Source organism: Pseudomonas viciae, assembly GCF_004786035.1.
Classification (GTDB): Bacteria; Pseudomonadota; Gammaproteobacteria; order Pseudomonadales; family Pseudomonadaceae; genus Aquipseudomonas; species Aquipseudomonas viciae.
In genome coordinates this window covers 749,601-771,500 of the sequence record NZ_CP035088.1, presented here as the reverse complement: position 1 = coordinate 771,500, position 21,900 = coordinate 749,601, and the positions used below count along the sequence as shown (strand labels likewise).

Below are 21,900 nucleotides of genomic sequence, written 5' to 3'. Positions count from 1 at the left end.
TTTATTCAAAGCCCCGTTTATCCGACAATTCTTTCAATAAAACAGATGCTTGCAACGGTTTATCACCTTTAGAAGAAAGCCGCACAGTGCTTATGCCCGAGCGTCTGGCTTGCGCACAATAACTGTGGAGCAACCTGTGGATAACCCGTTCATGGCTCCCTCGACCCCAAGAAGGGCATGGCTCGCGAGCGCTTGTTCATTTTTTAACCATCTATTAGCGGGCAAAACCGGGGCTCGCCGCAACCCGAGCGCCCCAATACGGTGCCGACATCTGCCGGTGAAACCCGTCCGGTTATGCGCTGAAGGCCTGTGCCTTGGGGCAAGCGCGAATTTCCTGACCTGATGGCCAGGAAATTGCTTTATCCACAGGCATTCATGTCCATCGACCCGAGCCTGTCATGTCCAACCCCGATTCCATTGCGCGCCTGCAATTGCGCAAGATCAGCAAACGCTACCCTGGTTGCCTGGCCAACGACGCCATCGACCTGAATATCCAGCCCGGCGAAATCCATGCCCTGCTTGGGGAAAACGGTGCGGGCAAAAGCACCCTGATGAAGATTATCTACGGCGTCACCCAGGCCGATTCGGGCGAGGTGATCTGGCAAGGCCAACGGGTCAATCTGCGCAACCCGGCACAGGCCCGCAGCCTGGGGATCGGCATGGTATTCCAGCATTTTTCATTGTTCGAAACCCTCACGGTGGCGCAGAACATTGCCCTGGCCATGGGCGCGGCGGCCGGTACACCGGCACAACTGGAACCCAGGATCCGCGAAGTCTCCCGGCGCTACGGCATGGCGCTGGAACCGCAGCGGCTGGTCCACAGCCTGTCGATTGGCGAACGTCAGCGGGTAGAGATCATCCGCTGCCTGATGCAGGACATTCGCTTGCTGATTCTCGATGAGCCGACCTCGGTGCTCACGCCCCAGGAAGCCGAAGAATTGTTCGTGACCCTGCGCCATCTGGCGAGCGAGGGCTGCAGTATTTTGTTTATCAGCCACAAACTGGCTGAGGTGCGGGCGCTGTGTCACAGCGCCACGGTGCTGCGCGGCGGACGAGTGTCGGGGCATTGCACACCGGCGCAATGCTCGGATCGGGAACTGGCGCAGTTGATGGTCGGCGAAGCGGCCGGGCTGATCACGGACTACCCCAAGGTCAGCGCAGACAAAGCCTTCCTGCAGATCAACAAGCTGTCCTGGCACAACCCGGCCCCGTTCGGCTGTTCGTTGCGCAACATTGACCTTGAGGTTTGCAGCGGCGAAATCGTCGGTATCGCCGGGGTGGCAGGTAACGGTCAGGACGAGTGGCTCGCGTTGCTCAGCGGAGAAATACAGCTTGCCCGCCAGCAAGGCGAAACGATCCGATTCGACGGCCAACCCGTGGCGCACCTGCGCCCCGATGCCCGTCGCCGGCGCGGGCTGGCGTTTGTCCCGGCCGAACGCCTGGGCCACGGAGCGGTGCCGCAAATGAGCCTGGCGGATAACGCTTTGCTCAGCGCCTTCCAACAGGGGTTGGTCAGCCATGGCTTGATTCGACGCAGCAAGGTCGAGGATCTCGCCGAGCAGATCATCCGGCGTTTTGGTGTGAAGACACCCGACACCAAGACCCCGGCGCGCAGCCTGTCGGGGGGCAACCTGCAGAAATTCATTCTCGGCCGAGAAATCCTTCAACAGCCCAAACTGCTGGTGGCCGCTCACCCAACCTGGGGCGTGGACGTCGGCGCGGCGGCGACCATCCATCGCGCGCTGATTGCCTTGCGCGATGCGGGCGCGGCGATTCTGGTGATCTCCGAAGACCTCGATGAACTGTTTCAGATCAGCGACCGCCTCGGAGCCTTGTGCGGCGGGCGTCTGTCGGCCTTGCGCCCCACGGTCGAGACTCGGCTCAGCGACGTCGGCGGTTGGATGGCCGGCCAGTTCGACGCGCCTCAATCCCCCGCCCCCACGCCGGTTTAACGGAGTTTTACATGCTGCTTTCTCTCGAACCCCGTGGCCAGCAATCGCGCCTGATGCTCTGGTGCTCGCCGCTATTGGCCGCTGTATTGACCCTGAGCTGTGGCTCGCTGCTGTTCATCGCGCTTGGGCATGACCCGTTGCAAACGTTGTTCACCTTGCTGATCGCGCCGATCAGCGATCTGTACGGGGTGTCCGAGTGGCTGGTCAAGACCTTGCCAATCCTGCTGTGTGCCCTCGGCCTGGCGGTGGCTTATCAGGCGCGGGTCTGGAACATCGGCGCCGAAGGCCAGCTGCTGCTGGGCGCCCTGGCCGGCAGCGCCTTGGCGGTAAACATCATCGGCCTGCAAAGCCGCTGGGCACTGGTGCTGATTCTGCTGACCGGCACCCTCGCCGGTGCGGCCTGGGCCGGGCTCACGGCGTGGCTGCGCACGCGCTTCAATGCCAATGAAATCCTGACCAGCATCATGCTCAATTACATCGCGCTGAACCTGCTGTTGTTTTGCGTGCACGGGCCGCTGAAAGACCCGGCGGGTTTCAACTTTCCGGAGTCGGCGATGTTCGGCGAAGCCAGTCGCCTGCCGTTGCTGCTGGAGGATGGCCGGGTGCATGCCGGGTTGTATTTCGCCCTGCTGGCGCTGGTGGCGGTGTGGGTCTTGCTACAGAAAAGCTTTGTCGGCTTTCAGATCAAGGTACTGGGCCTGGACGCGCGCGCCGCCGGTTTCGCCGGTTTTCGCCAGAAGCCGCTGGTGTGGCTGGCGCTGCTGATCAGCGGCGCGCTGGCCGGGTTGGCCGGTGTCTGCGAAGTGACCGGGCCGATTGGCCAACTGGTGCCGCAGGTGTCGCCGGGCTACGGCTACGCGGCAATTACCGTGGCCTTTCTGGGACGCCTCAATCCCATCGGCATTCTGTTCGCCAGCCTGCTGATGGCATTGCTGTACATCGGCGGCGAGAGCGCGCAAATGTCGCTCAATCTGCCCCAAGCGATCACCCAACTGTTCCAGGGGATGATGCTGTTTTTCCTGTTGGCCTGCGACGTCCTGATCCTGTATCGGCCGCGCCTGAACCTGCGCTGGGCCCGGCGCGCACGAACCACCGCCGTACAGGCAGGAGCGCTGTGATGGATATCGACCTGTTGAGCAATATTTTCTACGCCATGGTCCGCTGCGGCACACCCTTGTTGCTGGTGGCCCTGGGTGAATTGGTCTGCGAGAAAAGCGGCGTCCTGAACCTGGGCCAGGAAGGCATGATGCTGTTCGGCGCAGTGATGGGTTTTATCGTCGCGTTCAACAGCGGCAACCTGTGGCTCGGTGTGCTGCTGGCGATGGCCGCCGGGATGCTGTTGTCGGCACTGTTCGCCTTGGTGGCGCTGGTGTTCAACGCCAATCAGGTGGCCACCGGGTTGGCGCTGACGATTTTCGGCGTGGGCCTGTCGAGTTTTGTCGGGGCGGCCTGGGTCGGCAAACCGCTGGCGGGGTTCGAGCCCCTGGCGATTCCGTACTTGAGTGAAATCCCGTTGATCGGGCGGATGCTGTTTGCCCAAGACCTGCTGGTTTATCTGTCTTTCGCGCTGTTTGCCCTGGTGGCCTGGGTGATTGTGAAAAGCCGCGCCGGGTTGATCATCCAGGCCGTCGGCGAGAATCCCGATGCCGCCAGCGCCATGGGCCTGCCGGTGTTGCGGGTGCGAACCCTGGCGGTGCTGTTCGGCGGCGCCATGGCCGGGTTGGCCGGCGCTTATCTGTCGTTGGCCTACACGCCGATGTGGGCCGAAAACATGAGCGCCGGACGTGGCTGGATCGCCCTGGCGCTGGTGGTGTTCGCCAGTTGGCGGGTGTGGCGCCTGCTGCTGGGCGCCTACCTGTTCGGCCTCGCCAGCATCCTGCACCTGGTGGCCCAGGGCTTGGGGCTGGCGATTCCATCGAGCTTGCTGGCGATGCTGCCGTACGTCGCGACCATTGTGGTGCTGGTGTTGCTGTCCCGGGACGCGGTGCGCACGCGGCTGTATGCGCCGGTGTCGCTGGGACAGCCTTGGCAGGCGGGGCATTGAGAAACCCTGTGGCGAGGGAGCTTGCTCCCGCTCGACTGCGCAGCAGTCGCCTCCTTAGGAGGGGTGCTGCGCACCCCAGCGGGAGCAAGCTCCCTCGCCACGGATGGGCAGTATTTGCATGACGCCCCACACCACCTCTAAAAACAGGAAAACCCACAACACCGCACTGGCCCCATGAAGCAATGCATACAGCATCCAGGTCGAAAACAAAAACCGCCCCACCGCGTCATAACGCCCATACAGCGGCTGCGGATCCCGAATCCGCAGCACCGACCACACGCAGACAATCGAGCCCAGCAGATTCACCATCAGCAGATGCGCCGGCGCAAACGGCGGCAGTTCTCCAGGCAGGTCAAATAGCTGAGCCATGCTCGTCAACACACTATGCAACGCCGAAAAGCTCCACGGCGTGGCCAGCACGGCCGACACGATAAGGTCGTACCAGGCGCTGCCGCGCACCACCCGGCGATATTGCATCAAAGTCCACATACACCTTGCTCCAGATAATTGGGAAGCAAAGAGCCTAAAGCCTGGGGTATGCTCCAAGGTCAAGCCCTTCGGAGACCCACCATGCGCATCGGTGAACTCGCCCAAGCCTGCGCCGTCAGCCGTGACACCCTGCGCTTCTACGAGCAGCGCGGCCTGATCGCTGCGCAGCGCAGCGCCAATGGCTATCGCCACTACCCCGCCGACATGGTGCAACTGGTGCTCTACATCAAGACGGCCCAGCGCCTGGGTTTTACCCTGGGCGAGATCGGCGCCAGCGTCGCCGCCCTGTGGCAGGCGCAGGACCCTGACTGCGCCGTAGCGCAATTGCTGCAAGACAAGCTGAACCTGATCGAAACCCGCATGACCGAACTCGACGCGTTGCGTCACGAGCTGAAACAACGGCTCGGGCAACGTTGTCCATTAAATCCGTGACCTTCTCACTCAAGGATGCCTTCATGAATTCGGCAAAAAACGCATTGATCATCGGCGCCTCCCGAGGCTTGGGCCTCGGCCTGGTGAAGACACTGCTCAGCGATGGCTGGAACGTGACCGCCACCGTGCGCAACCCGCAGAACGCAGAGGCGTTGAAAGCACTGGGCCCGGTACGGATCGAGAAGCTCGACATGGACGATCAGCAAGCCGTCATCGCCCTGAGCCAACAGCTCAAGGGTGAAACCTTCGACCTGCTGTTCATCAACGCGGGTGTCAAAGGCCCGGACAATCAGAGTCCCGGTGGCGCGACGCTGGCCGAAGTCGGCCAGTTGTTCTTCACCAACGCCGTGGCGCCGATCAACCTGGCCCAGCGCTTCGTCGGCCAGATCCGCGACGGCAGCGGCGTGCTGGCGTTCATGAGTTCGGTGCTGGGCAGCGTGACCATGCCCGACGCCCCGGAACTGGCGCTGTACAAAGCCAGCAAGGCGGCGCTCAATTCGATGACCAATAGTTTTGTCACTCAATTGGGCGAACAGACATTGACGGTACTGTCGCTGCATCCGGGCTGGGTCAAGACCGACATGGGCGGTGAAGGGGCGGATATCGATGTCCAGACCAGCACCCGTGGCCTGATTGATCAGGTGAATGCCTTCGCTGGTAAGGGCGGACATCATTTCGTCAACTACAAGGGCGAGACGATTCCCTGGTAAACACCCGATACCCTGTGGAACACCGATAACCCTGTGGGAGCGAGCTTGCTCGCGATGGCGGTCTCACATCCAACATCGATGTCGACTGACCTACCGCTATCGCGATCAAGCCCGCTCCCACATTTTGATCTCGGCGGGCTCTGGAAAACTGCAACACAACCTGAGTAAACTCCGCACCTCGCCCTACCCAACGGCGACCCTGGATCAGCAGACAGGGCATCACTGAGCTGGCTAACCTGAACCCACTTTCAGAGGAGCCGGCCACCATGCCTGCGACCCGTACCTGGTTAAAAAATCCCCTCGCCATTTTTACTGCCAACGACCTCGATGCCCGTGGCGGCCTCGTCCTGCAGGGCGGTGTGATCGTCGAACTGCTGAGTGCCGGCCAACACCCCGTCCAACCATGCGATACGGTCTTCGACGCCCGCGAGCATGTGATCCTGCCGGGGCTGATCAACACCCATCATCACTTCTATCAAACCCTGACGCGTGCCTGGGCACCGGTGGTGAACCAGCCGCTGTTTCCGTGGTTGAAAACCCTCTATCCGGTATGGGCGCGACTGACCCCGGAAAAACTCGCCCTGGCAAGCAAAGTGGCACTCGCTGAGCTGCTGCTTTCCGGTTGCACCACGGCGGCCGATCACCATTACCTGTTTCCCGAAGGCTTGGAAAATGCCATCGACGTGCAGGTGCAAAGTGTCCGTGAACTGGGGATGCGCGCGATGCTGACCCGCGGTTCCATGAGCCTGGGCGAGGACGACGGTGGCTTGCCGCCGCAGCAGACCGTGCAGCAGGGCCAGGTGATTCTCGACGACAGCCAGCGGTTGATCACCCAGTACCATGAACGCGGCGACGGCGCGCAGATCCAGATTGCCCTGGCGCCCTGCTCGCCGTTTTCAGTCACGCCCGAGATCATGCGTGCCAGCGCTGAACTGGCGGAAAAACTCGACGTACGCCTGCACACACACCTGGCCGAAACCCTTGATGAAGAAGACTTCTGCCTGCAACGCTTCGGCCTGCGCACCGTGGACTATCTGGACAGCGTCGGTTGGCTCGGCCCGCGCACCTGGCTGGCCCACGGCATTCATTTCAACCCTGAAGAAATCACCCGTCTCGGCGCCGCCGGCACCGGCATCTGCCATTGCCCGAGTTCCAACATGCGCCTGGCCTCGGGCATTTGCCCGACCCTGGACCTGACCGCCGCCGGCGCCCCCCTGGGCCTGGGTGTGGACGGCTCGGCCTCCAACGACGCCTCGAACATGATCCTTGAAACCCGCCAGGCGCTGTACATCCAGCGCCTGCGTTATGGCGCGCAAGCGATCACCCCGGAACGCGTGCTGAAATGGGCGACCCGGGGTTCGGCGCAACTGCTCGGACGCAGCGATATCGGTGAATTGGCGGTGGGCAAGCAGGCAGACCTGGCGCTGTTCAAGCTCGATGAATTGCGTTTCTCCGGCAGCCACGATCCGATCTCGGCCCTGCTGCTGTGCGGCGCGGACCGGGCCGATCGGGTGATGGTCGGCGGGCAATGGCGGGTGATCGATGGGCAGGTCGAAGGGTTGGACTTGAAGGGGTTGATTGCCGATCACAGCCAGGCGGCGCGGGAGTTGATTGCCGGCGCCTGACCGGACGCCATCGCGGGCAAGCCTTGCTCCCACAGGTCTCGCGGCGAGGCTACCTTCATCAACACCCACCCTTCACTGTGGGAGCAAGGCTTGCCCGCGATGCTCTTCTAGAGGCCCAGCAACGACAACATGATAAACGTCGAAAACAGCACAAAGTGGGTCATGCCTTCGATGGCGTTGGTTTCGCCATCGTTGAGGTTGATGGCGCTGACGATCAGGGTGATGAAGATCATCACCGTCTGCACCGGGGTCATGGCCATCTGGAACGGCTGGCCGGTGTAGAGCGCCATGGCTTCCATCACCGGCACCGTGAGGATCACGGTCGACAGCGAAGCGCCCAGCGCGATGTTCACCACCGATTGCATACGGTTCGCCAAGGCGGCACGCAGGGCCGTGAGGATCTCCGGGGCGGCGGAAATCGCGGCCACCAGAATCGCCGTGACCACTGGCGGCGCGCCCGTGCCTTCCAGCCCCAGGTCGATGGCCTTGGACATGACTTCAGCCAGCGCGCCGATCACCACCACGCCAAACACCAGGGCACTGATGGAGAACGTCAGGCTGATGGGCTTCGGTTCATTTTCCACGGGCTCTTTCTTGCGGCGTTTTTCCGGGTAGCTGTAACTGAAAAAGTAACTGTGAGGCCCGACCTGCATGCGCAGGAACAGGGTGTACAACACGATCATCGCGCCGATGGTAAATGCCGAATACATTTTCCAGCTCTCGCGGGGAATGAACTCCGGCACCACCATCGATACGCCCATGGCGGTGAGGATCATCACGCTGTAGGTGCGCGCCGAATCATCGTTGTAAGCCTGCTCGCCGTGCTTGATCCCGCCCATCAGCGCCGCGAGCCCGAGAATGCCGTTGATGTCGAGCATCACCGCCGAATAGATCGTGTCCCGCACCAGGGTCGGCGACGCTTCGTTGCTCATCATGATCGCCAGGATCACCACTTCGACCAGCACCGCCGACAACGTCAGGATCATCGTGCCGTAGGGATCACCGACCTTCTCCGCCAGCAGTTCGGCGTGATGGGCCACACGCATGGAGGCCGCGACGATAAAGCCGATCAGGACCAAACCGCCGAGCAACGCCACAACCTGCCCGCTGCCCAACAGCCAGTGCTCCAGCGGATAGGCGACCACCGCGGCGATCAGCGCCAGCAACAGCAGTTTTTCTTGTTTGATCAAAGTGAGCATCGCGGGCCTATCACCGTGGGTGGGGTCATGAGCTACTGACTGTAGGGGGCGGCGAACGTTCGGGCTAAGTGACGCACCAGGGAGTGGCGAGTGGGTGGCAGGTGCACCTTTATCGATCTCAAGGACCTCATCGCGAGCAAGCTCGCTCCCACAGGTATTGCGTTGTCCTTGCTCGCGATGGCTGCCTCGGAAAGATCGCAGATTTTGTTGTCTTGTTGGTCAGCATTTTGCATTGGTGCGGTACAGCCAACCTCACAACAATATGGAGTTCGAGTTCATGCACAAACGCCCCTTGAAGAAGTTGTTTTGCGCCGTCGTCGCAGCCGTCGGCCTGAGCGCCGGCTTGAGCGCCAGTGCCGCCGACCCGCTGAAGGTCGGTTTCGTCTACATCGGCCCGATCGGCGACCATGGCTGGACCTATCAGCATGAACAGGGGCGCAAGGAACTCGCGGCGAAATTCGGCGAGCAGATCACCACCAACTACGTGGAAAACGTACCGGAAGGGGCTGACGCCGAGCGGGTGATCCGCAACATGGCCAAGGACAAGTACGACCTGATCTTCACCACCTCCTTCGGCTACATGAACCCGACGTTGAAAGTCGCCAAGCAATTTCCAAAAGTGATCTTCGAACACGCCACCGGCTACAAGCAGGACAAGAACCTGGGCACCTACCTGGCTCGCACTTACGAAGGCCGCTACGTCGGCGGCTTCCTCGCGGCCAAGATGACCAAGACCAAGAAGATCGGCTACGTCGCGTCCTTCCCGATCCCGGAAGTCATCCGCGACATCAACGCCATCCAACTGGCCCTGAACAAGTACAACCCTGGCACCGAGATCAAAGTGGTGTGGGTCAATTCCTGGTTCGACCCGGGCAAGGAAGCCGACGCCGCCAACGCGCTGATCGACCAGGGCGTGGACGTGGTGTTCCAGCACACCGACAGCCCGGCACCGATCCAGGCCGCCGAGCGGCGCGGCGTATACGCAGTCGGCTACGCTTCGGACATGGCCCACTTCGGTCCCAAGGCCGTGCTGACCTCCATCGTCAACGACTGGGGCCCGCATTACATCCAGGCGACCCAGAGCGTGCTCGACCATAGCTGGAAATCCCAGGACTACTGGGGCGGCCTGAAGGAAGGCACGGTAAAACTGCCAATCAGCGACCTGGTGCCAGCGGCGGTCAAGGGCGAAGCCGAACAGATCATCGCCGACATCGAGAGCGGCGCGTTCCATCCGTTCACCGGGCCGATCAAGGACCAGGCCGGCGTCGAGAAAATCCCGGCGGGCGTGAGCGCCACCAACGCGGAACTGGCGTCGATGAATTATTACGTCGAAGGCATGAAGGCTGAGATTCCGAAGTAACCCTCAGGCCAAACACATAACCCTGTGGGAGCGAGCTTGCTCGCGATAGCGGACTGACCTTCACCATCGATGTCGACAGATAAATCGCTATCGCGAGCAAGTTCGCTCCCACATGGGTCCGCATTCAAACTCAGGAAAGCAGTATGAACAGCCTTCCCATCATCGACATCAGCCCTCTCTACACCGACGATGCCAGCGCCTGGCAATCGGTCGCCGAGCAGATCGACCGTGCCTGCCGCCAATGGGGCTTTTTCTACATCAAGGGCCACCCGATCAGCCCGTCGCGCATCGCCCAAGTGCTGGATAACGCCCAACGTTTCTTCGCCCTGCCCGTCGACGAAAAGCTCAAGATCGACATCACCCAAACCCGTCACCACCGCGGCTACGGCGCCGTCGCCACGGAACAACTGGACCCGGCCAAGCCCAGCGACCTGAAGGAAACCTTCGACATGGGCCTGCACCTGCCGGCCGATCATCCCGAAGTACTGGCGGAAAAGCCTCTGCGTGGTCCCAACCGACACCCGGACCTGAGCGGTTGGCAAACCTTGATGGAGCAGCATTACCGCGACATGCAGGCACTCGCACAAACCCTGCTACGGGCCATGACCCTGGCCCTTGGCATCGAGCGGGACTTTTTCGACACACGCTTCAACGAGCCGGTGAGCGTGCTGCGCCTGATCCATTACCCGCCGCGCCATACCGCCAGTAGCGACGAACAGCAAGGTGCCGGCGCCCATACCGACTACGGGTGCATCACCTTGCTCTACCAGGACGCCGCCGGAGGCCTGCAAGTGCGCAACGTCGACGGCCAGTGGATCGACGCACCGCCCATCGACAGCACGTTCGTGATCAACCTTGGCGACATGATGGCGCGCTGGAGCAACGACCGTTACCTGTCCACGCCGCATCGAGTGATCAGCCCGCTGGGGGTGGACCGTTATTCGATGCCATTCTTTGCCGAGCCGCACCCCGACACGCTGATCCAGTGCCTGCCCGGTTGCCAGGATGACGCCCATCCGCCGAAGTACCCGACCACCACCTGCGCGCAATTTCTGCTGTCGCGCTTCGCCGACACCTATGCTTACCGAAGGGAGCAGCAGGCCGGTTAGTGGATCAGCCGGTCAGGTTTTACCAGACATTGCTGCCAGCCCCTGTAGAATGCCCACCATCGATTCGCTGATGAGAAAAGAACATGTACGATTGGCTGAACGCCCTGCCCAAGGCTGAACTGCACCTGCATCTGGAAGGCTCGTTGGAGCCTGAGCTGCTGTTCGCCCTGGCCGAACGCAACAAGATCGCCCTGCCATGGAGCGACGTCGACACCTTGCGCAAGGCCTATGCCTTCAACAATCTGCAGGAGTTTCTCGACCTGTATTACCAGGGCGCCGATGTGCTGCGCACCTCCCAGGATTTCTACGACCTGACCTGGGCCTACCTGTTGCGCTGCAAGGCACAGAACGTGATCCACACCGAACCGTTCTTCGACCCGCAAACCCACACTGACCGTGGCGTGCCCTTCGAAGTGGTGCTCAACGGCATCGCCGCCGCCCTCAAGGACGGTGAGCAGCAACTGGGCATCACCAGCGGCTTGATCCTGAGCTTCTTGCGTCACTTGAGCGAAGAGCAAGCCGAGAAAACCCTCGACCAGGCACTGCCGTTTCGCGATGCCTTCGTGGCCGTGGGCCTGGACAGTTCGGAGATGGGCCATCCACCGAGCAAGTTCCAGCGTGTGTTCGACCGTGCGCGCAACGAAGGCTTCCTCACCGTCGCCCACGCTGGCGAAGAAGGTCCACCCGAGTACATCTGGGAAGCCTTGGACCTGCTGAAGATCCAGCGCATCGACCATGGCGTTCGGGCCATCGAAGATGAGCGACTGATGCAGCGGATCATCGACGAACAGATTCCGCTGACCGTGTGCCCGCTGTCCAACACCAAGCTGTGCGTGTTCGACGACATGTCGCAGCACAACATCCTCGACATGCTCGAACGCGGCGTGAAGGTGACGGTGAACTCCGACGACCCGGCGTACTTCGGCGGCTACGTCACCGAGAACTTCCACGCGCTGTACACCCACCTGGGCATGACCCAGGACCAGGCCAAGCGCTTGGCGCAGAACAGCCTGGATGCGCGGTTGGTTAAACCTTAAGCGTCACCGAAATCCCTGTGGGAGCGAGCTTGCTCGCTCCCACAGGGATAGCGTTCAATCGGCGACTGTCGCTTCGCTCAACTCTTCCAACGTCTTGCCCCGCGTCTCCATCCCGAACAACCAGACCACCCCCGCCGCCACGGCAAAACACAGCGCGCCCAGGGCAAATACGCCGCCCTGCCCGGTGATGGGAAAGACCAGCCCGGTCACCAGTGGCCCAAGCAGCGAACCGACGCGCCCGACCGCCGAGGCAAAGCCCGAGCCCGTGGCCCGGGCCGAGGTGGGGTACAGCTCTGGCGTGTAGGTGTAGAGCACCGCCCACATGCCGAACAGGAAAAACTGCATCAACAACCCGGTGCCGATCAACAGGCTGACGTTGCCGCCAAACACCGCGCTCTGGCCATAGAGAAACGCCATCGCCCCACCGCCCAGCAGCGTGATGACGCACACCGGCTTACGCCCCCAACGCTCCACCAACCAGGCCGCCATCAGGAAGCCGGGAATTCCGCCCAAGGAAATCAGCACGGTGTAATACACCGACTGAGTCACGGCGAACCCCGACTGCTGCAACAACGCGCTGAGCCAGGACGTCAGACCGTAGAAACCGAGCAAGGCAAAGAACCAGACGCTCCAGATCATCATCGTGCGCTGGCGATACAGCGGTGACCAGATCTGCGCCAGTGCCGAAAAGAAGTTGCCCGGTGTGCTCTCAACCCTCGGCAAGCGGATCGGCTCCGGCAAATCCTGATGCCCCAGCGAGGCGCGGACCTTGTCTTCGATTCGCTTGAGCACCGCATCCGCTTCGTTACCCCGTCCGGCTTGCTCCAACCAGCGCGGCGACTCAGGAATAAAGAAGCGAATCACCAGGACAAACACCGCCGGCACCGCCAGCACCAGGAAGATGTCGCGCCAGCCGATCACCGGCAGCAAGAAATACGACAGCACACCCGCCGCCACAAAACCCAGCGGCCAGAAACCGTCCATCAAGGCAATGTAGCGACCCCGACGCTTGGCCGGAATCAACTCCGAGAGCATCGACTGGGCAATCGGAAACTCCATGCCCATGCCGACACCCAGCAGGATCCGAAACAGTGTCAAGGTCTCGATGTCCTGGGCGGTGGAGCACAGGTAACTGGCGACGCCCCACAACACGATGCTCCACTGGAACACCGGTTTGCGCCCGAAACGATCAGCCAGCATGCCCGACAGCGATGCCCCCAGCACCATGCCAAAGAAGCTGGAGCTGGCCAGCAAACCGGCCTGGGCGCTGCTCAGGCCGAACTCGGTTTTGATCGAGCCCAGCAAGAACGTCATCATGGCCAGGTCCATGGAGTCGAAGAAAAACGCCAGGGCAATAATGATGAAAATAACCCGGTGATAGCCGCTGATGGGCAGCCGCTCCAGGCGCTCCGCCGCGCTGTAACCTTGAATATCCATGTGCATCCCCCAATCCGATAGTTCCCCGGACCGAGTGTGCGCGAACCTGGCCGATGGTTATTGCTGGATGCGACCTGCCGACAACCCTGGACGACGTGTTATAGCGCCATCTCCACAGCCTCTTGCCTGGCGAACCGGTGGATTTCCTGCTGGCCGAGCACCGTCACTTGCAAGGCCCGCGAATCATTGGGCAGGCTCAACCAGCCCGATTGCATGAACAGTTGCAGCAACCCAGCCCCCAGCGCGCCGCCCAAGTGCGGACGACGTTCGCTCCAGTCCGGGCAGGCGCAAGCGATGCGGGCATTACGATAGGCCAGTGCCTGGATGAACAGGCCATGCCCGGCGAACTGATTGGCGCCCTTGTGGGTGACGACCACTCGCTGGTCGCACTGCTCGATCCATCCGCCGTCCAGCAGACGCTGGTACAGATCGGCGGCCAGGGTTCCCCCCAGGTGATCGTCGCAAAGCCTGGCCCGTATCAACGAGGCAGGGGCAGATGGCGCCTTGCTCGGCATGACCCCGCGCTTGAAAACGTCCGGAATCTGCCGCGGCGTACTGGCCAGGGTCGCGCTGGCCAGCGCTTCGACGGCAGCACCGATCTCGGGCGCTGCCAGGCGGAAAAACCGCTTGCGGCCCCGGGCTTCGACTTTCAACAGGCCTCCGGCGGACAGGCGTCCCAGATGAGCGCTGGCCGAAGACGGCGACAGCCCGGCCAGCAAAGCCAACTCTTCAGCCTGCCGGGCCGTGCCGTCCATCAAGGCCCACATCATTGCGCTGCGCTTGGGGTCGGCCAGCAGCGTGGCGATCTGGCTGATGCAAGGTGCATGTTCCATGTATTCACTCCCTGTTGAATCATTCGTCTACCGCTCTGGCGCATATTGACCAGCAATGGGGCCGCCCAAGGCGACCCGACCGCTGCAAATAGCGCGACGCCGCGCTGGATGCCGCGCCGACTCAGGCGGCCGCTAGTATAAGCGGGGCGTTCAAGGTTTCCTGTCCTCCGGAAACCTTTGGAGGCGATTGTTCGTGAGGGAAAATTCTCTATTTGCGCGCGACTAATGGCCGGGCCCTGTCGATAGCGGAAATTGGGCCGTCAACGCTGCGCAACGAGCCTGGAGCATTTCCCGCAAAAGGTTGATCGGTTTGCTCAGTTGCGCCCGATGGGCACACAACAAATTGAGCGGCGCGCGCTCGCATTGCAGGTGCGGTAAAAGGATTTTCAGACGCCCGGCCAGCACATCGGTGGAGACATCCAGCCACGACTTGTAGGCGATCCCCGCACCTGCCACCGCCCAGCGCCGCACCACATCGGCATCGTCGCTGAAACGATCACCGCTGACAGTGAGGCTCACTTCCCGCTTGCCATCATGAAAACACCAACGGTCATGCACCCGGGTGCCGAGCATGTACAGCAAGCAGTTATGTTGGGCCAGTTGTTCCAACTGATGGGGCTCACCGTGGCGTGCCAGGTAATCCGGCGACGCGCACAACACCCGGTAGTTATCCGCAGCAACAGGCAAGGCCACCAGGCTCGAGTCTTCCGGTTCGCCATAACGCAAGGCAATGTCCACCGGTTGCTTGAACAAGTCGGCGATGCGGTCGCCCAGCAGCAGCCGCACCGTCAGCCCAGGATGCTCGCGCTGGAACGCATCCAGCCAGGGCAGCAGCAGGTTGCGCCCCAGGTCCGACGGCGCGGACAACTGCAACACTCCGCTGACCTGGTCCTGGCCGCTGGTCAACAACCGCCGGCCTTCGTCGAGGCTGCTTAATGCGGCCCGGGCATATTCGAGAAAGCCTTCGCCCTCGGCAGTCAGCCGCAAGCTGCGAGTAGAACGGGCCAACAGTCGCGCGCCCAGGTGTTGCTCGATGCGCTTCAACGCAGCACTGGCCACCGCCGCCGACAGGTCCATGACCCTGGCCGCGGCCGAAAGACTGCCCAGATCCGCCGCCCGGACAAACAACTGCAAGTCATCGAATCGAAGCATGACGACTCCATTATCAAAAAAGTATTGAAAGAGCCTGTTCTTTTAGCCGGTTTTATCTCGCCAATAAATAGCTAACCATGAGCGCCATCGAACTCACCTCACGGAGCTGCTTCATGAAAGCCATCGCCTACTACCATTCGTTGCCCATCAACGACCCACTGTCGCTACAAGATATCGAACTGCCGGAACCTGTCGCCGGCCCTCGAGACTTACTGGTGGAGGTCAAGGCCATCTCGGTGAACCCGGTGGACACCAAGGTCCGCCAGAACGTCCAGCCCGAAGACGGCGCAGCCAAGGTACTGGGCTGGGACGTGGCCGGCGTGGTCAAGGCGGTGGGCAGCGAAGTCACGCTGTTCAAGGCTGGCGACAAGGTGTTCTACGCCGGCTCCATCGCCCGGGCCGGTGGCAACAGCGAGTTGCATGTAGTGGATGAGCGCATCGTCGGCCATATGCCCAAGACCCTCGGTTTCGCCGAAGCGGCGGCGCTGCCACTGACGGCCATCACGGCCTGGGAGTTGTTGTTCGAGCGGCTGCACATCCAGGAAGGCCAGGGCGACCAAGGCCAGAGCCTGTTGATCGTCGGCGCTGCGGGAGGCGTGGGTTCGATCCTGACGCAGTTGGCCAGCCAGCTCACCGGGCTCAAGGTCATTGGCACCGCTTCCCGCCCGCAGACCCAGGATTGGGTGCGAGGCCTGGGCGCCGACCTGGTAATTGATCACAGCCAGCCGTTGAGCGACGCGCTGAAAGCAGCAGGCCAGCCTCAAGTGACCCACGTTGCCAGCCTGACCCAGACCGACCAGCATCTGGATCAGTTGGTCGAAGCCTTGGCGCCCCAGGGCCAATTGGCGTTGATCGACGATCCCAAGGCGTTGGATGTGACCAAGCTCAAGCGCAAGAGCCTGTCGTTGCATTGGGAGTTCATGTACACCCGCTCGCTGTTTGAAACGGCCGACATGATTGAGCAACACAAACTGCTCAACCGGGTGGCGGCACTGATCGACGCCGGCACCTTGAAGACCACCGTCGGCGAGCATTTCGGCACCATCAACGCCGAGAACCTGCGCCGGGCGCATGCGCTGCTGGAGAGTGGGAAGGCCAAGGGCAAGATTGTGCTGGAAGGCTTCTGACCACCGAGGGCCTGACTCCTGTGGGAGCAAAGCTTGCTCGCGACAGAGGCAACCCGGTTTCTATCAGACCGCGTCACCGTTTATCGCGAGCAAGCTTTGCTCCCACAGAAAATCCCATGCCGTCAGTCTGAGAATTGACCCTTGTCACAATTACGATCGCATTCCGGTCTACACTCGAGACCTTTGCAACGCAATCTTTTACGTGAGGAGGTCAGCAATGAAGATCCTGATAAAAGAAGTGGCAAAATCCCAATGGCAGGTGCGCCTCGACCAGCACGTCGTAACCTTCCGCACCGAGGCCGAAGCCCAGGCCTTCACCAAGATCCTGCAAGCGCGACTTCACGCGCCCCATCATTTCCCCGAACAGCAACAGCGCGCAGCCAGCTGAATCAAACCTGGCGACTGGCCTCGACCAGCGCCCGGGCATTTTGCAGGCGGCGGGTCAGCACAGCTGCACCCACCACCAACAGCCCGCACAGGCTGATGACCAGCGCCATCGGCACGGCGGTGCCGTCATGCAGCGCCGCCACCAAGGCGGCTGCCCCGGCAGCCACGGAAAACTGCAGGCAGCCCAGCATCGCCGAAGCACTGCCGGCCCGGGCGCCCTGCCCGTTCATGGCGCAGGCCGATGCATTGGGAAGGATGCAACCGAGGCTGGCGATACAGATAAACAGCGGGATCAGCAACGGCCATAACCGTTCCGGTTGCAAAGCGCTGACGGCCAGCAGGCTCAAGCCGGCGCCCAGGTAGATCCATACCGCGCGACTCAACAGGAAGGCCGGGCCACGCTTGGACAACAACCGGGCATTGACCTGCGCCACCAGGATGAAGCCCGCTGCGTTGATACCGAACAACCAACCAAAGTGTTCGGCCGGTACTCCGTAGAGCTTGATGAAAACGAAAGGCGAGCCGGCGATGTAGGCAAACATCCCGGCGATGGCGATGCCCCCTGTCAACGCATGACCGAGGAACACCGAATCGGTCAATAGCCGACCGTATTGGCGCAGCGCACCTGACAACGGTTGCCGAGGCACATGGTCCGGCAAGCTTTCCGGTAGCCACAGGGCCACCGCTGTCGACGCCACTGCGCTGAACAGCGTCAAGCCAATGAAAATCGACTGCCAGCCATACAGGTTCACCAACAACCCGCCGAGCATCGGCGCGAGGATCGGCGCCAGCCCCATCACCAGCATCAATTGCGAGAACACCTTGGCCGAGCCCACCGCGTCGCACTTGTCGCTGACCACCGCCCGGGAAATCACCATCCCGGCGCAGCCACCCAAGGCCTGGACGAAGCGGGCACCGATCAGCCATTCGAGGCTCGGCGCGTAGGCGCACGCCAGGGACGCCAGGGTGAACAGGCCGATGCCAACCAACAACGGAATACGTCGTCCGAAGCGATCCGCCACCGGCCCATAGGCCAATTGCCCGATGGACAACCCGAGAAAATAAGCCGCCAGGGTCAACTGGATGTGTTTTTCGTCGGTGCCAAAGGCGCTTGCCATCGCCGGGAAGGCCGGCAAATAGAAGTCGATCGCCAAGGGACCGAAAGCGCTCAAGGCGCCAAGAATCAGAATGGTACGGAGGTTCATCGGGCGTCCAGCTCAAGCGTCAGTCAGCAGCCCGACAGTCTAGCCCTGCCGGGCGCCCTTGAACATTCCGATAGGTCGCTAACTATTAAAAATCTTCAGGCGGCGCTGACCTCATACCCCTCTTCTTTGATGGCCTCGAGCACGGCATCGGCCGGCAGCGAGCTTTGCACCTGAACGGTCTTGGCGCCCAGGTCGACTTGCACGTCGGCCGCCGGATCCTTGGCCTGGACCGCCTGGGTGATCGCCTTGACGCAGTGACCACAGGACATTCCCTGAACATTGAAGGTTTGCATGAGATGACTCCTTTGGATGAGGTTTCCAATAGCTTCAAGCTTGCCATCATGGCAAGGTCAAGTTCTGGCGAAAACTGCCGGGCTGGCAATCGGCACCGCGCTCAGCCAAGCTGCACATATCAAGGATTTCACACCGGAGGTTCAGCCATGCGCTGGTCAGCGTTCAGCCTGTTTTGCATGCTCGGTTTTTCAGCGGTGGCCCCCCAGGCATCGGCCACCGGCGAAGATTTCGGCGTACTGATCATTTCCCGCGAGCGCCTGGAAGTGGCGACCTCCTGCGAAATCGGCATTTACGTTCAGGATCAGCTCTCGGCGCGGCTGTTCCAGGAGCAGAGCACCTCGTTCAACTTGCCACCGGGTCAATTCTCCTTGCGCCTGAAGTTGCTGCCGGGGCAGGCGCCGGGATGCAATCCGGGCATGCTCGCGCCCGGGTCGCAGGAAATCACACTCAGGGCCGGCGATATCCTGAAGTTCCGCATCGCCATAAATCAACAAGGCATGTACCTCAAGCAGGCTGGGCTCGGTTACTGACACCCTGCTCCCACAAGGGGTATGTGCATGCTTTTGGATTGGCGCTTGACCTTGCCAGCATGGCAAGGTTGATCCTGTAGGCATTCACTACAGGGAGCCTGAGCGATGTCCGAATCCACTACTTTCGATCTGCCGATTACCGGCATGACCTGTGCCAGCTGTGCCGGGCGGGTCGAACGGGCCTTGAGCAAAGTTGCCGGCGCTGGCGCCGTGAGCGTCAACCTGGCGACCGAACAGGCGCGGGTCCAGGCGCCCGAGGGCAGCCTGCCCGCCTTGAGACAGGCCGTCGAACAGGCCGGCTACAGCGTTCCTGCTCAAACCCTGGAATTGAACATCGAGGGCATGACCTGCGCCTCCTGCGTCGGCCGGGTGGAACGGGCCTTAAGCAAAATCGCCGGTGTGGGCAGCGTCAGCGTCAACCTCGCCAACGAACGGGCCCATGTCGAATTGCTCGGTCAGGTTGACCCGCAAACCCTGATCGATGCCGTCAAGCGCGCTGGCTACGATGCCAACATCTGGCAGGCCGAGCAGCCTCGTGACAGGCAAACCAACCGTTTGAACCGTGAGCGCCTGGCCCTGGTGCTGGCGATTTTGCTGGCCGTGCCGTTGGTGCTACCGATGCTGTTGCAGCCGTTCGGCGTGTACTGGATGTTGCCGGCCTGGGTGCAGTTCGCCCTGGCAACGCCAGTGCAATTCATTTTCGGCGCGCGGTTTTATGTCGCCGCCTTCAAAGCCGTGCGCGCCGGGGCCGGGAACATGGACTTGCTGGTAGCCCTGGGCACCAGCGCCGGCTACGGCTTGAGCCTGTATGAGTGGGTCATCGCCGGTCCCGGCAGCATGCCACACCTGTATTTCGAGGCCTCGGCCGTGGTGATTGCCCTGGTATTGCTGGGCAAATACCTGGAAAGCCGCGCCAAGCGCCAGACGGCCAGCGCCATTCGCGCTCTCGAAGCCTTGCGGCCGGAGCGGGCGATCCAGGTGGTTAATGGCCAGGAACGAGACGTCGCTATCAGCGCCTTGCGCTTGAATGACCTGGTGCTGGTCAAGCCCGGCGAGCGCTTCCCGGTGGACGGCGAAGTGCTGGAAGGCCAGAGCCACGCCGACGAAGCGTTGATCAGCGGCGAAAGCCTGCCGGTGCCCAAACAACCCGGCGACAAAGTCACCGGCGGCGCCATCAACGGCGAAGGCCGGCTGCTGGTGCGCACTCAGGCGCTGGGCGCCGAAACCGTCCTGGCGCGCATTATTCGCCTGGTGGAAGACGCCCAGGCGGCCAAGGCTCCGATTCAGAAACTGGTGGATAAAGTCAGCCAGATCTTCGTGCCGGTGGTATTGGTGCTGGCCCTGGCGACGCTGATCGGCTGGTGGCTGTACGGTGCGCCGCTGGAAACCGCGCTGATCAACGCCGTTGCCGTGCTGGTGATTGCCTGCCCGTGCGCCCTGGGTCTGGCGACACCGACAGCGATCATGGCCGGCACCGGCGTGGCCGCGCGCCACGGCATTCTGATCAAGGATGCCGAAGCCCTGGAGCGCGCCCATGAAGTCGATACGGTGGTGTTCGACAAAACTGGCACCTTGACCTCCGGCACGCCGCGCATCGCCCATTTGAGTGCCCTTGATGGTGATGAAGACACGCTGCTGAAAATGGCCGGTGCGCTGCAACGCGGCAGCGAACACCCCCTCGCCAAAGCGGTGCTGGACGCCTGCGCCGAGCGCGGCCTGGACGTGGCGGATATCAGCGACAGCCAGACCCTGACCGGGCGCGGTATTGCCGGCAGCCTCAACGGTCGCCGCCTGGCCTTGGGCAACCGGCGCCTGCTGGACGAACTGGGCCTGAGTCCCGGTACGCTGGCCGAATCGGCACAGGCGTGGGAAACCGAAGGCCGGACCCTTTCGTGGTTGATCGATCAAGACGCGACGCCACGGGTGCTGGGCCTGTTCGCCTTCGGTGACACGCTCAAGCCCGGCGCCCTCGCGGCCGTACACGCTTTGAATGAACGCCACATCGCCAGCCACTTGCTCACCGGCGACAACCGCGGCAGCGCCCGGGTGGTGGCCGAGGCGCTGGGAATCACAAACGTCCATGCCGAAGTACTGCCGGCGGATAAGTCTGCCATCGTCCAGCAATTGAAAAGCCATTCGGTGGTGGCGATGGTCGGCGACGGCATCAACGATGCCCCGGCCCTGGCTGCCGCTGACATCGGCATTGCCATGGGCGGCGGCACTGACGTGGCGATGCACGCCGCAGGCATCACCCTCATGCGCGGTGATCCGCGACTGGTGCCGGCGGCCCTGGACATCAGCCGCAAGACCTACGCCAAGATCCGCCAGAACCTGTTCTGGGCGTTTGTCTATAACCTGATCGGCATTCCCCTGGCGGCGTTCGGCTTGCTCAACCCGGTGCTGGCCGGCGCGGCCATGGCGCTGTCGAGCGTCAGCGTGGTGAGCAATGCGTTACTGTTGAAATTCTGGACACCCAAGCACCTGGAGGACAAGCGATGAACATCGGCCAAGCGGCCCGCCAGAGTGGCCTGAGCGCGAAGATGATCCGCTATTACGAATCCACCGGCCTGCTCAAGGCGGCCCATCGCACCGACAGCGGCTACCGGATCTACGGTGCCGATGACCTGCACACCCTGGCGTTCATCAAGCGCTCCCGGGACTTGGGGTTTTCCTTGGAAGAGGTCGGCAAACTGCTGACCCTCTGGCAGGACCGCCAACGCGCCAGCGCCGACGTCAAGGCCCTGGCCCGGCAACACATCGACGAACTGAACCAGAAAATCCGCGAACTGGCCGAACTGCGCGACACCCTCCAGGACCTGGTGGAACACTGCCATGGCGACCACCGCCCAGACTGCCCGATCCTCAAGGAACTGGCGTCGGGGTGTTGCCAGGAAACCGCGCACGCCTGACAGCCCCTGGAACACTCAACCCCCTTGTGGGAGCGAGCTTGCTCGCGATGACGGCAGTCCATTCAACAT

The 21,900-nt window shown here is 62.0% G+C and carries 21 protein-coding genes; 14 read left to right on the top strand and 7 right to left on the bottom strand.

The genetic code is table 11. The features are described 5' to 3' along the window. Positions 1 to 398 precede the first annotated feature (398 nt). Genes EPZ47_RS03420 through EPZ47_RS03410 form a run of 3 tightly spaced genes read left to right on the top strand, consistent with a single transcriptional unit; the run spans position 399 to position 3,996 of the window. The gene (locus tag EPZ47_RS03420; RefSeq protein ID WP_135843539.1) at positions 399 to 1,952 is read left to right on the top strand and encodes an ABC transporter ATP-binding protein; all 1,554 of its coding nucleotides are present in this window, start codon (positions 399 to 401) and stop codon (positions 1,950 to 1,952) included. Positions 1,953 to 1,963: 11 nt separating this feature from the next. Then, complete coding sequence (locus tag EPZ47_RS03415; RefSeq protein WP_135843538.1) at positions 1,964 to 3,070, top strand: ABC transporter permease; 1,107 nt, start codon at positions 1,964 to 1,966, stop codon at positions 3,068 to 3,070. Beyond that, positions 3,070 to 3,996, top strand: a complete 927-nt coding sequence (locus EPZ47_RS03410; RefSeq protein ID WP_135843537.1) for an ABC transporter permease — start codon at positions 3,070 to 3,072, stop codon at positions 3,994 to 3,996. Before EPZ47_RS03415 ends, EPZ47_RS03410 begins: the two co-directional genes overlap by 1 nt. A gap of 54 nt (positions 3,997 to 4,050) precedes the next feature. On the opposite strand, the gene EPZ47_RS03405 is transcribed toward EPZ47_RS03410, so the two are convergent. Beyond that, a complete protein-coding gene (locus EPZ47_RS03405) occupies positions 4,051 to 4,485 on the bottom strand; it encodes a hypothetical protein (protein ID WP_135843536.1) in 435 nt (144 codons plus the stop codon). Between the two features lie 81 nt (positions 4,486 to 4,566). Between EPZ47_RS03405 and EPZ47_RS03400 the strand changes: the two genes are divergently transcribed. The 3 genes from EPZ47_RS03400 (at position 4,567) to EPZ47_RS03385 (ending at position 7,252) form a co-directional block, all read left to right on the top strand. Next, complete coding sequence (locus EPZ47_RS03400; protein ID WP_135843535.1) at positions 4,567 to 4,917, top strand: MerR family transcriptional regulator; 351 nt, start codon at positions 4,567 to 4,569, stop codon at positions 4,915 to 4,917. A gap of 23 nt (positions 4,918 to 4,940) precedes the next feature. After that, positions 4,941 to 5,627, top strand: coding sequence for an SDR family oxidoreductase (locus EPZ47_RS03395; protein WP_135843534.1), 687 nt, complete (start codon positions 4,941 to 4,943; stop codon positions 5,625 to 5,627). A gap of 266 nt (positions 5,628 to 5,893) precedes the next feature. Next, entirely contained in the window at positions 5,894 to 7,252 is a 1,359-nt protein-coding gene (locus tag EPZ47_RS03385; protein ID WP_135843532.1) for an 8-oxoguanine deaminase, read from the top strand. A 107-nt stretch (positions 7,253 to 7,359) separates the two neighbouring features. On the opposite strand, the gene EPZ47_RS03380 is transcribed toward EPZ47_RS03385, so the two are convergent. After that, positions 7,360 to 8,451, bottom strand: a complete 1,092-nt coding sequence (locus EPZ47_RS03380) for a calcium:cation antiporter (protein WP_135843531.1) — start codon at positions 8,449 to 8,451, stop codon at positions 7,360 to 7,362. Between the two features lie 277 nt (positions 8,452 to 8,728). Here EPZ47_RS03380 and EPZ47_RS03375 point away from each other — a divergent pair, with 277 nt between their 5' ends. The 3 genes from EPZ47_RS03375 (at position 8,729) to EPZ47_RS03360 (ending at position 11,957) form a co-directional block, all read left to right on the top strand. Continuing rightward, a complete protein-coding gene (locus EPZ47_RS03375; protein ID WP_135843530.1) occupies positions 8,729 to 9,811 on the top strand; it encodes a BMP family ABC transporter substrate-binding protein in 1,083 nt (360 codons plus the stop codon). Between the two features lie 143 nt (positions 9,812 to 9,954). Beyond that, positions 9,955 to 10,920 carry a 2-oxoglutarate and iron-dependent oxygenase domain-containing protein gene (locus EPZ47_RS03365; protein WP_135843528.1) on the top strand — a complete coding sequence of 322 codons (966 nt, stop codon included), beginning with the start codon at positions 9,955 to 9,957 and terminating at the stop codon, positions 10,918 to 10,920. 83 nt (positions 10,921 to 11,003) lie between these two features. Beyond that, positions 11,004 to 11,957 (top strand): adenosine deaminase, encoded by a 954-nt coding sequence (locus EPZ47_RS03360; protein ID WP_109752310.1) that lies wholly within the window; start codon positions 11,004 to 11,006, stop codon positions 11,955 to 11,957. A 54-nt stretch (positions 11,958 to 12,011) separates the two neighbouring features. Here EPZ47_RS03360 and EPZ47_RS03355 read toward each other — a convergent pair whose 3' ends face one another. From EPZ47_RS03355 to EPZ47_RS03345, 3 genes are all read right to left on the bottom strand, one after another. Continuing rightward, positions 12,012 to 13,394, bottom strand: a complete 1,383-nt coding sequence (locus EPZ47_RS03355) for an MFS transporter (protein WP_135843527.1) — start codon at positions 13,392 to 13,394, stop codon at positions 12,012 to 12,014. Between the two features lie 98 nt (positions 13,395 to 13,492). Next, positions 13,493 to 14,227: an ArsR/SmtB family transcription factor gene (locus EPZ47_RS03350; RefSeq protein ID WP_135843526.1), complete on the bottom strand. Its 735-nt coding sequence runs from the start codon at positions 14,225 to 14,227 to the stop codon at positions 13,493 to 13,495. A gap of 222 nt (positions 14,228 to 14,449) precedes the next feature. After that, positions 14,450 to 15,379, bottom strand: a complete 930-nt coding sequence (locus tag EPZ47_RS03345) for a LysR family transcriptional regulator (protein WP_135843525.1) — start codon at positions 15,377 to 15,379, stop codon at positions 14,450 to 14,452. Between the two features lie 113 nt (positions 15,380 to 15,492). Here EPZ47_RS03345 and EPZ47_RS03340 point away from each other — a divergent pair, with 113 nt between their 5' ends. Further along, the gene (locus EPZ47_RS03340; protein WP_135843524.1) at positions 15,493 to 16,506 is read left to right on the top strand and encodes a zinc-binding alcohol dehydrogenase family protein; all 1,014 of its coding nucleotides are present in this window, start codon (positions 15,493 to 15,495) and stop codon (positions 16,504 to 16,506) included. 217 nt (positions 16,507 to 16,723) lie between these two features. Further along, a complete protein-coding gene (locus EPZ47_RS30165) occupies positions 16,724 to 16,894 on the top strand; it encodes a hypothetical protein (protein ID WP_178084233.1) in 171 nt (56 codons plus the stop codon). A gap of 1 nt (position 16,895) precedes the next feature. Here EPZ47_RS30165 and EPZ47_RS03335 read toward each other — a convergent pair whose 3' ends face one another. Together EPZ47_RS03335 and EPZ47_RS03330 are read right to left on the bottom strand one after the other, a co-directional pair. Then, positions 16,896 to 18,098 carry a multidrug effflux MFS transporter gene (locus EPZ47_RS03335; protein ID WP_135843523.1) on the bottom strand — a complete coding sequence of 401 codons (1,203 nt, stop codon included), beginning with the start codon at positions 18,096 to 18,098 and terminating at the stop codon, positions 16,896 to 16,898. 95 nt (positions 18,099 to 18,193) lie between these two features. Beyond that, complete coding sequence (locus EPZ47_RS03330) at positions 18,194 to 18,391, bottom strand: heavy-metal-associated domain-containing protein (RefSeq protein WP_135843522.1); 198 nt, start codon at positions 18,389 to 18,391, stop codon at positions 18,194 to 18,196. A 147-nt stretch (positions 18,392 to 18,538) separates the two neighbouring features. Here EPZ47_RS03330 and EPZ47_RS03325 point away from each other — a divergent pair, with 147 nt between their 5' ends. From EPZ47_RS03325 to cueR, 3 genes are all read left to right on the top strand, one after another. After that, the gene (locus tag EPZ47_RS03325) at positions 18,539 to 18,922 is read left to right on the top strand and encodes a hypothetical protein (protein WP_135843521.1); all 384 of its coding nucleotides are present in this window, start codon (positions 18,539 to 18,541) and stop codon (positions 18,920 to 18,922) included. Positions 18,923 to 19,027: 105 nt separating this feature from the next. Beyond that, positions 19,028 to 21,421, top strand: a complete 2,394-nt coding sequence (locus EPZ47_RS03320; RefSeq protein ID WP_135843520.1) for a heavy metal translocating P-type ATPase — start codon at positions 19,028 to 19,030, stop codon at positions 21,419 to 21,421. Continuing rightward, positions 21,418 to 21,831 (top strand): Cu(I)-responsive transcriptional regulator, encoded by a 414-nt coding sequence (gene cueR / locus EPZ47_RS03315; RefSeq protein WP_135843519.1) that lies wholly within the window; start codon positions 21,418 to 21,420, stop codon positions 21,829 to 21,831. The genes EPZ47_RS03320 and cueR overlap by 4 nt, the downstream gene beginning before the upstream one ends. Positions 21,832 to 21,900: the final 69 nt, after the last annotated feature.